Source organism: Actinopolymorpha sp. NPDC004070 (assembly GCF_040610475.1).
Lineage (GTDB): Bacteria > Actinomycetota > Actinomycetes > Propionibacteriales > Actinopolymorphaceae > Actinopolymorpha.
This window is the reverse complement of record NZ_JBEXMJ010000005.1, coordinates 1-9533: the sequence shown is the minus strand read 5'-3', so window position 1 is coordinate 9533 and position 9533 is coordinate 1. Positions and strand designations below refer to the sequence as shown.

Genomic DNA, 9533 nt, shown 5'->3' with positions numbered 1-9533 from the left:
CTCAGACCACCCGGGCGTGATGCCGGTCGCCGCGCTGAACCTCGGCATGTTGCTGAAGGACCAGGGCGACCCCGAGGGCGCGGAGGCCGCGTACCAGCGGGCCGTCGACTCCGGTGACGTGGACGTGGTGCCGATGGCGGCGCTCTACCGGGGTTCGCTGCTGAAGGACCAGGGCGACCTGGTGGGCGCGGAGACGGCGTTCCAGCGGGCGGTCGACTCAGGCCACCCCGACGTCGCGCCGATGGCGGCGAACAACCTCGGTGTGCTGCTCACCGAGGAGGCCGACGTGGGCGGGGCACGGGCGGCGTACGAACTCGCCGTGCGGTCCGAGCACGCCGACGTGGCGCCGATGGCGGCCAACAACCTGGGTGTGCTGCTCACCGAGGAGGCCGAGGTCGACGACGCCCGGGCCGCCTACCAGGTGGCGGTGGACTCCGGGCACGCCGACGTGGCGCCGATGGCGGCGCTGAACCTCGGCCTGCTGCTGGACGCGCAGGGTGACGTGGCCGGTGCGCGGTCGGCGTACGAGCTGGCGGTCGACTCCGGGCACGCCGACGTGGTGTCGGTGGCCGCGGTCAACCTCGGCACGCTGCTGCGCGACCAGGGCGACGTGGCCGGCGCGCGGGCGGCGTTCCACCTCGCGATCGACTCCGGGTTCGTCGACATCGCACCGGTGTCGGCCGGTCACCTGCGGGTGCTGCTGGCCGGGCAGGGCGGTTCGGTGAACGCCCGGCCGGCCGCCCGGATCGGCGCCGATCGGGTACGCCAGACCGCTGCCCTCGGCGCCCGGACCGGGGAGACCGGTGCGGACATCGACGTGGAGGGTGTCGAGGGCACGGACGACCTGGGCACCATCGAGGCCATGGAGGAGGGGGATCGCGGTCCGAACGGACGCCGGTAGCAGTCGCGAGCCGGAAAGTTCGCCTCGCCCGCGGGCAACACCAGGCACCCATCCGGGCCCGCGGGCGAGGTTCCCCTCGCCGGTCTCCCTTGGCAGCTAGGCGATCTCAGGGGCGCAACATCACCTTGACAGCGCGGCGTTCGTCCATCGCCTCGTACGCCTCGGGCGTCTTCTCCAAGTCCAGCATGAGGTCGAACACCTTCCCCGGCTCGATCGCGCCGGACAGCACGTCGGGCAGCAGGCCGGGGATGTACGTACGAGCCGGAGCCACGCCGCCCGCGACGTTGAGGTTTCCGGAGAACATCGCCCGGATCGGCAGCTCCGCGCCACCGGCGGGCACCCCGACGTAGCCGATCTGGCCGCCGGGCCGGGTCACCGCGAACGCCTGCTCCATCGAGCCCTTGGTGCCGACCGCCTCGAGCACGGAGTCGGCGAGCACTCCGCCGAGCAGGTCGCGCACCTTCGCAGCCCCTTCCTCGCCGCGCTCGGCCACGATGTCGGTGGCACCGAACGTCCTCGCCAGCGCCTGCCGGGACTCGTGCCGGGACATGGCGATCACGCGCTCCGCGCCGAGCCGGCGGGCCGCGATCACCCCGCACAGGCCCACCGCGCCGTCGCCGACCACGACGACCGTGCGGCCGGGCTCGACCCGGGCGGCCAGGGCCGCGTGGTGACCGGTGCTCATCACGTCCGACAGCGTGAGCAGGCCGGGCAGCAGCGCCTCGTCGGGCGCCTCGGGCAGGCTCACCAGGGTGCCGTCGGCCTCGGGCACGCGGACGTACTCGCCCTGCCCGCCGTCCACCGGCGCGCCGTCGGCGTCGGTGCCACCCCACGAACCGAGGCGGTCACACGACGTGGTGATCCCGTTGCGGCAGGCCGGGCAGGTGCCGTCGCTGGCGACGAACGGCGCGATGACGAAGTCGCCGGGCCGCACGGAGGTGACCGCCGAGCCGACCTCCTCGACCACGCCGACGAACTCGTGCCCGATCGGATGCGGCTCGTCGGTGGTCGCCACGCCGCGGTAGGGCCACAGGTCCGAGCCGCACACGCAGCTCGCGGTCACCCTGACGATCGCGTCGGACGCGGCGCGGATGGCGGGGTCGGGGCGGTCCTCCATCCGGATGTCGCCTTTACCGTGAATGACCGCAGCTCGCATGCACTTCCTCCAAAGTCGCTCAAGTCAGGTAGCCCCCGCGTCTGCGAGGGTCGCACAGCTCGCCCTCAGTCGCCCAGGTGGGCACTTCGACGGGCGGTGGCAGCGCGGGGGCAGCGCTCGGTTGACACCCGGATGCCCCGGTTCGCCTGTAGCGTCGGGGGAGTGTTGGGACTACCGGGGAAGATCACCGCCTGCCTGTTCGACCTGGACGGCGTGCTCACCACGACGGCCGAGCTGCACATGGCGGCGTGGAAGAAGGCGTTCGACGAGTTCCTGCGGGCACGCGACGGCGAGGGTTTCGCGCCGTTCACCGAGCGCGACTACGCGGAGTACGTCGACGGCCGGCCGCGCGCCGACGGCGTCCGCGAGTTCCTCCGGTCGCGCGACGTCACCCTGCCCGAGGGCACTCCGGACGACGCGCCCACCGAGGTCACCGTCAACGGCGTCGGCAACCGCAAGAACGAGTTGCTGGACCAGGTGATCGCCGAGCGCGGGGTGCAGCCCTTCCCCGGCTCGCTCCGCTACCTCCAGGCCGTCCGCGAGGCCGGGCTCGCGGTCGCGGTGGTCACCTCCTCCCGCAACGGCGAGAAGGTGCTCCGGGCCGCCGGCCTCACCGACTACTACCGGGTGCTGGTCGACGGCAACGTCCTCGCCGAACGCGGCCTGAACGGTAAACCGGCACCGGACTCCTTCCTGGCCGGCGCGCAGGCACTCGGCGTCGAGCCCGGCCAGGCGGCGGTCTTCGAGGACGCCCTCGCCGGCGTCCAGGCCGGAAGGGCCGGTCACTTCGGCCACGTCGTCGGCGTCGACCGCGCCGACCAGGCCGACGAGCTTCGCGGCCACGGTGCCGACGTCGTGGTGAAGGACCTCGCCGACCTGCTGCAGGGGGACGCATGAGCGCCACCCCCCGCGACACCGAGCGCCTCCAGCAGGAGCGCCCGAGCTACGAGGTGTCGCCGTGGGAGCTGCGCTGGCGCGGGCTGGACCTGGAGGCGCTGAAGCAGACCGAGTCGACGTTCGCCCTGTCCAACGGGCACATCGGCATCCGTGGCTCCTTCGAGGAGGGCGAGCCGCGCGGCCTGCCCGGCACCTACCTCAACGGCTTCTTCGAGCGCCGGCCGCTGCCGTACGCCGAGGCAGGCTACGGCTACCCCGAGGACGGCCAGACCGTCGTCAACGTCACCGACGGCAAGATCATCCGGCTGCTGGTCGAGGACGAGCCGCTGGACATGCGCTACGGCGCGGCGCCCTTTCACGAACGCACGCTGGACTTCCGGTCCGGCACGCTGCGCCGGGTCACCGAGTGGGTCTCGCCAACCGGCCGGCGGGTCCGCATCCGCTCCGAGCGGCTGGTGTCGTTCAGCCAGCGCGCGGTGACCGCGATCCACTACGAGGTGGAGGCCCTCGACGGCCCGCTGAACGTCGTACTCCAGTCGGACCTGCTGGCCAACGAGCCCGTCGAGGCGGCCGGTGGCGACCCACGGGTGGCCGCCGCCCTGGACCGCCCGCTGGTCTCCGACTTCGTGACGGCCCGGGGCGACCATGCCGTCCTCGCCCACCACACCCGTCGCTCGGAGCTGCGGATGGCCGCGGCGATGGAGCACGAGTTCGACACCGCGTGCGACCTGCGCCGGGAGATCCAGGCCGAGGAGGACCTCGCCCGGCTGACCATCGCCACCCAGATCTCGCCCGGGACCGTGCTGCGGATGACGAAGTACGTCGCCTACGGGTGGTCCAGCCAGCGGTCCACACCGGCGCTGCACGCGCAGGTGGACGCCGCCCTGGCCGGCGCGCTACGTACCGGCTGGCAGGGACTGCTGGACGAGCAGCGCGCCTACCTCGACGACTTCTGGTCCCACGCCGACGTCGAGCTCGACGGGGACGCCGAACTCCAGCAGGCGCTGCGGTTCGCGTTGTTCCACGTGCTCCAGGCCGGGGCGCGCGGTGAGACCCGGGCGATTCCGGCCAAGGGCCTCACCGGGCCCGGTTACGACGGGCACGCGTTCTGGGACACCGAGTCCTTCGTGCTGCCCGTCCTCACCTACACCCAGCCCGACGCCGTACGAGACGCACTGGTCTGGCGGCACTCCACGCTGGACAAGGCGCGCGCCCGGGCCCGCCAGCTCGGCCAGACCGGCGCGGCCTTCCCCTGGCGGACCATAGACGGCCAGGAGTGCTCGGGGTACTGGCCGGCCGGCACCGCGGCGTTCCACGTCAACGCCGACATCGCCGACGCGGTTGCGCGCTATCTCGCGGTGACGGGCGATGAGGACTTCGAACGCGCGTACGGCATCGAACTCCTGGTGGAGACCGCCCGGCTGTGGATGTCGCTCGGCCACCACGACGTGCACGCCGGCTTCCGGATCGACGGGGTGACCGGCCCGGACGAGTACAGCGCGATCGCGGACAACAACGTCTTCACCAACCTGATGGCGCAGCGGAACCTCCGGACGGCCGCCGCGCACTGCGAGCGGCATCCCGACATCGCCCGGGCGCTCGATGTCGACGAGGAGGAGACGGCGCGCTGGCGCGACGCCGCGCACCGGATGGTGGTGCCCTACGACGAGTCCCTCGACGTGCACGAGCAGTCGGAGGAGTTCACCGACCACGCCGTCTGGGACTTCGCCTCCACCCCGCCCGACCACTACCCGATGCTGCTGCACTACCCGTACTTCGACCTGTACCGCAAGCAGGTCGTCAAGCAGGCCGACCTGGTGCTCGCGATGCACCTGCGTGGCGACGCGTTCACGCCCGAGGAGAAGGCCCGCAACTTCGCCTACTACGAGCGGCTCACCGTGCGGGACTCCTCGCTGTCGGCCAGCACCCAGTCGGTGCTCGCCGCCGAGTGCGGCCACCTCGAACTCGCCTACGACTACCTCGCCGAGGCGGCCCTGGCGGACCTGCACGACCTGCACGGCAACGTCCACAACGGCCTGCACATCGCGTCCCTGGCGGGTGCGTGGATCGCGACGATCGCGGGCTTCGGCGGGATGCGCGACCACGACGGGCAGCTGACCTTCGCGCCCCGGCTGCCGGAGGAGCTCACCGGCATCGCGTTCCGGATGTGTGTGCGCGACGGCCAGATCGGCGTACGGATCACCTCCGGCGAGGCGACGTACGAGCTGTTGACGGGTCAGGAGCTGTCGACGTCCCACCACGGCGAGCCGTTCACGCTGCGCGCCGGTGAACGCCGCACCCTGCCGATCCCGCCGCCGCCCTCGCACCCGAGGCCCCGGCAGCCACCCGGCCGGGAGCCGGCACACCGCCGCCAGACCTGGTCCTAGGGATCCGGACGCAGACGTAGGGATCCGGACGGGGGATACCTAGATCCACCGACCGGCCGCCGGACCCGCCTAGGTGGGTCCGGCCGGTCTCTAGGTATCCCCTGCGGCGCCAAGATAGGTAATCGGTGCCGATGGCTCCCGGCCCTTACCGAACGAGGATGGTGTCACACCGATCCGGACAGTCCGGAAGGTGCGAGAGGACACCACGATGTTCAATCCTTACGTCACTCAGGAGCTGGCCAGGCAGCACCAGCAGGACCTGCTCGACCGGGCCGAGCGGTTCAACCGGTTCTCCCTGGCTCGTGGCTACCGCCGGGCGCTCGCCCGCCGGCGTCCCACGACCGGCGCCGAGCGTTCCGGTCCGAACGACGCCGACGGTGCCGGTGGCCATCCCGGCGTACGAACCAGCCCCCCTCCCAGCCCGCGGCCTGCGGGTAACTTGGCGGGGTGCGCAAAGTTCGTGGCGGGGCCAGTCAGGTGATGGTGGGACGGGATCGCGAGCTGCGCACACTCGTCCAGCTCGCGACCTCCCACCACGCCCAGGTGGCCCTCGTGGCCGGGGAGCCCGGGCTCGGCAAGACCCGCCTGATCCAGGAGTTCCTGGCGACGGTGGGCCCCGGCGTCGAGGTCCTGGTCGGCAACGCCGTGCCCGGCTCCCTGTCCCGTCCGTACGAAGTGCTCCTGGACGCGCTGGACGGCCGGCCGTCCGGGCGCCCCGCCGACGAGAAGCTGCGGGCGGTCGTCGCCGACCCCACCCGCAGCCCCGTCGAACGCCTGCACGCGGGCCTCGCCCTGGTCGCCGACCTGGTGGGCGGCAGACCGGCCGTGCTGGTGTTCGAGGACCTGCACTGGGCCGACTCCGAGAGCGCGGCGTTGTTCGAACGCCTCGCCGACCAGGACGGTCCCCGGCTGCTGATCGGCACCTACCGGCCCGAGGAGGTCACCAGCAGGCACCCCGTCGCCGGCCTGCTGGCCCGGCTGGAACGCCGCCAGCCCGTCCACCGCGTCTCCCTGGAACGCCTCAGCGAGTCCGAGACCGCGGCCCTGGTCGCCGCGATCATCGGCATGCCCGCGCCGTTCCGGGTGATCGCCGCTATGCACCAGCGCACCGGCGGCAACCCGTTCTTCATCGAGGAGCTTCTGCGCGGCCACGAGGACGCCTGCCTGGACGACCTCGCCGACCAGCCGCTGCCGTGGAGCCTCGCGGAGGTGCTCCGCCAGCAGGTGGACGACCTGGAGCCCTCGGTCGTCGCGATCGCCGAGGCCGCCGCCGTGCTCGGCCTGCGGGTGCCGTTCGACCTGCTCGCCGCCGTCACCGGCACCGGAGAGAACGAGCTCATCGCCGCGCTGCGGGAGCTGGTCGTGTGCGGCGTCCTGGTCGAGGCCGGCGAGGACGAGTTCCGGTTCCGGCACTCGCTGGTGCGAGAGGCGATCGCCGGTCGGCTGCTCGGGCGGCAGCAACGCCGGCTGCACGAGGCCGCGCTGGAGGCGCTGCTCGCGGCCGGTGGCTCCGATCCGGCGATGGTCGCCGGGCACGCCCGGGCGGCCGGGCGGTACGACGAGATGCTGGACGCCGCCCGGCGAGGTGCCGCGTCGTACCTCTCCATCGGTTCGGCTTACCAGGCGCTGCGGCTGGCCGAGATGGGGCTGGACGAGGCCTGCGACGACGTCCCGCTGCTGGCCGCCGCTGCCCAGGCCGCCTGGCTGGCCGGGCTGGTCGAGGACGCGCAGAAGTACGCCCGCCGCTGGCGCGACAACGCCACCACCGCACGGGAGAGCGCCGACGCCCACTACCTGCTGATCCGGCTGGCCTGGGAGACCGACCGGCCCGCCGAGGTGGAGGAACTCACCGACGGGATCAAACGGCTGATCGACCGGCTGCAGCCGGGCACGGACCAGGCCCGGGCGATGATCGCAGTGGCGCAGTCGTGCACGCTGCGGGACCGTTTCGACCACGCCGTGGAGTGGGCGGACCGGGCCGTGACACTGGCGGAGAAGTTCGACATGCCGCGCGTCCGGCTGGCTGCCCTGGTGGAGAAGGGCATGGCCCTGACCGAGCAGTGGAGCACCAGCCAGGAGGGCTGGCAGTTGCTGTCCGGGGTGGTCGACCAGGCCGAGGAGCTCGGGGAGTGGGTACTCGCGGCCCGGGCGCTGAACAACCTCGTCCAGGAGGCGCCGCCGCCAGGCCCGGTCCAGCACGCCGAGATGCTGGAACGCATGCGGGCCGCCGCCGAGCGGGCGGGGTTCGAGAAGCTCGCCGTCGCGGCGTACTACCAGGGCAAGGCTCGGTTGGCGATGCGGTCGGGGGACATCGGTACGGCGATCACCGCGCTCGAACACGGCCGCGACCGCGAACGCGGGTACGAGCTGCGGGGACGGCGCGCCGAGTACCACGCGGTCTTCCTGGCCGGGCTGTATCTCGAGGCGGGTGAGCTGGACCGCGTCGAGGAGCTGATCACAGAACTCCGCACCGCCGTGGGTGTCCGGGGGCTGACGGTGCCGGCGCTGACCTTCCACCTGACCTGCCGGCGCGGCGACCTGGTGGCGGCCGAGCGGAGTCTGGACGACGTACATGCCGCGCTGGCGGAGCAGGGCTGGCGCAGCGCGTCGCAGGCCCACGACCTGGTCTCGGCCGCGGTGCAGGTGGGACTTCCCCTTGCCAGGCTGGAGAAACTGGTGCACGACCTGCTCGACGCCGACCTGTGGGACGACAGCCGGACGCTGGTCGAGGCCCAGGTGGCGGAGGCCCGCGGCGACCTTCCTGCCGCGCTGGCCGGCTACCGCGCGGTGACCGACTCGCACTTCCTTCCGGGGTACGTCCGGGCCACCGCCCACCTCGGTGCGGCGCGGAGCCTGCTGGCGTCGGGATCCGGTGGCCGGGACGCGGCGCGGCGCCACGTCGATGCGGCCTCCGACCTGCTGGCCAGGTGGAGAGGATGGCGGGTGGTCCAGCTGGAACGTCTGCGCGACCAGCTGGGGCTGGCGGCGGCCGCCGACGCGGCCCCGGAGGCCGTCACCGGCGTCGGCACCCTCACCCGGCGCGAACGCGAGGTCGCCCTGCTCGTCGCCGACGGGCTGACGAACGCCGAGCTGGCCCGCCGGCTGTACATCTCGCCGAAGACCGCCGCCATCCACGTGTCCAACATCCTGCGCAAGCTGGAGTTGACGTCGCGCACCGAGGTCGCCGGCGCCCTGCGCTGAGGTTGACTGTGCGCCGGTGTCGTCGGCCGGTGAGCCTGGTCCGGCTACCGGCACAAGCCGAGCACGGCGTCGTGCACGTCGCGGGCCCACCTGGCGTCGCCCATCGCGGTGTGGTGCGCGTAGTGAGCGGGATCGATGCCGAGGTGGTGCTGCACCACAGCCCGGTCCAGGGCGTACGTCGGAACCCCGGTCCTTCCGGCGACCATGCTCCACACGCAGACGAGCCGGCCTCGCCACGGTGAGGACATGGGCTCCGATTTCGTCGGGTCCGGCGCGATGGCGTCTGCCGGCATCAACCCGGTGGCGTGCAGGAGGTGCCGGAAACTCTCGGCGTCGAACGACGGGACCACGCCGACCATGACCGCTCGCCCGGCGAAGAGATCGAGCAGCCCGGCGGCCGCGGTCTGGTAGCTGACGACGTTCAGGTGGTCGGCCGCGACGGGGCTTCCCACGAGTTGCGGGTGCCGCTGGTAGAACCCGCCGACATCCAGCGACCGGCGCCGTACCTCGCCCGGGTCGTCGACGTCGAAACCGAGTTCGTCGAGCCGGACGAACGCATGGAACTGATGCTCGCGTCCGTCCGGCTCGCGCCGGATCGCGGCGATCTCCCAGACGCGCCGGCCACCGGGCGCCCACGGACTGGCCAGGCCGTCGGTCTCGGTGTCACAGAACACCAGCGGTGCTTTGTCAGCAGGCTCCGTCGTGCTCTGGCCGGAAAGGTGGGTCGGGTTCGGTACTGACATCGTGTGACCTCGATCGTCGAGAGGGCTGAACAGAATTGGCCGACGGGCTGAGCGGTCCCGGCCGGAGGCCGATCACCTTGCCCTCATGGGCGGAGGATTCTCTGCTGTCGATCCACCCACTCCGGCGGTACGTATTCGGGGTGGCCGTGGGTGCCCATGCGGACTTGCCATCCTTTGTGGTGGACGGTGACGTGGTGGTAGCGGCACAGGAGTACGCCGTTGTTCAGGTCTGTTGGGCCGCCGTGGTC

7 protein-coding genes are annotated in these 9533 nt (G+C 72.3%); 5 read left to right on the top strand and 2 right to left on the bottom strand.

From position 1 onward, the window contains the following. A partial coding sequence (locus ABZV93_RS10835) for a tetratricopeptide repeat protein (RefSeq protein ID WP_354933357.1) occupies positions 1–901 on the top strand: 901 nt, incomplete at its 5' end. 106 nt (positions 902–1007) lie between these two features. Here the strand turns inward: ABZV93_RS10835 and ABZV93_RS10830 are convergent. Further along, entirely contained in the window at positions 1008–2057 is a 1050-nt protein-coding gene (locus ABZV93_RS10830) for a zinc-dependent alcohol dehydrogenase family protein (protein ID WP_354933355.1), read from the bottom strand. A 162-nt stretch (positions 2058–2219) separates the two neighbouring features. On the opposite strand from ABZV93_RS10830, the gene ABZV93_RS10825 reads away from it, so the two are divergent. The 4 genes from ABZV93_RS10825 to ABZV93_RS10810 all read left to right on the top strand — a co-directional run bounded on the left by ABZV93_RS10825 (position 2220) and on the right by ABZV93_RS10810 (position 8542). Further along, positions 2220–2954: a beta-phosphoglucomutase family hydrolase gene (locus tag ABZV93_RS10825; protein ID WP_354933353.1), complete on the top strand. Its 735-nt coding sequence runs from the start codon at positions 2220–2222 to the stop codon at positions 2952–2954. Continuing rightward, the gene (locus tag ABZV93_RS10820; protein ID WP_354933351.1) at positions 2951–5341 is read left to right on the top strand and encodes a glycosyl hydrolase family 65 protein; all 2391 of its coding nucleotides are present in this window, start codon (positions 2951–2953) and stop codon (positions 5339–5341) included. The genes ABZV93_RS10825 and ABZV93_RS10820 overlap by 4 nt, the downstream gene beginning before the upstream one ends. Positions 5342–5531: 190 nt before the next feature. Beyond that, positions 5532–5822, top strand: a complete 291-nt coding sequence (locus ABZV93_RS10815; RefSeq protein WP_354933349.1) for a hypothetical protein — start codon at positions 5532–5534, stop codon at positions 5820–5822. After that, positions 5789–8542: an AAA family ATPase gene (locus tag ABZV93_RS10810; protein ID WP_354933347.1), complete on the top strand. Its 2754-nt coding sequence runs from the start codon at positions 5789–5791 to the stop codon at positions 8540–8542. Before ABZV93_RS10815 ends, ABZV93_RS10810 begins: the two co-directional genes overlap by 34 nt. Positions 8543–8586: 44 nt before the next feature. Here ABZV93_RS10810 and ABZV93_RS10805 read toward each other — a convergent pair whose 3' ends face one another. After that, positions 8587–9285: a hypothetical protein gene (locus ABZV93_RS10805; protein ID WP_354933345.1), complete on the bottom strand. Its 699-nt coding sequence runs from the start codon at positions 9283–9285 to the stop codon at positions 8587–8589. Positions 9286–9533: the final 248 nt, after the last annotated feature.

Bases quoted from the DNA above. Each gene is read 5' to 3' on its own strand.
- ABZV93_RS10805 (WP_354933345.1), bottom strand. From the start codon at position 9,285: ATGTCAGTACCGAACCCGACCCACCTTTCCGGCCAGAGCACGACGGAG.
- ABZV93_RS10820 (WP_354933351.1), top strand. From the start codon at position 2,951: ATGAGCGCCACCCCCCGCGACACCGAGCGCCTCCAGCAGGAGCGCCCG.
- ABZV93_RS10830 (WP_354933355.1), bottom strand. From the start codon at position 2,057: ATGCGAGCTGCGGTCATTCACGGTAAAGGCGACATCCGGATGGAGGAC.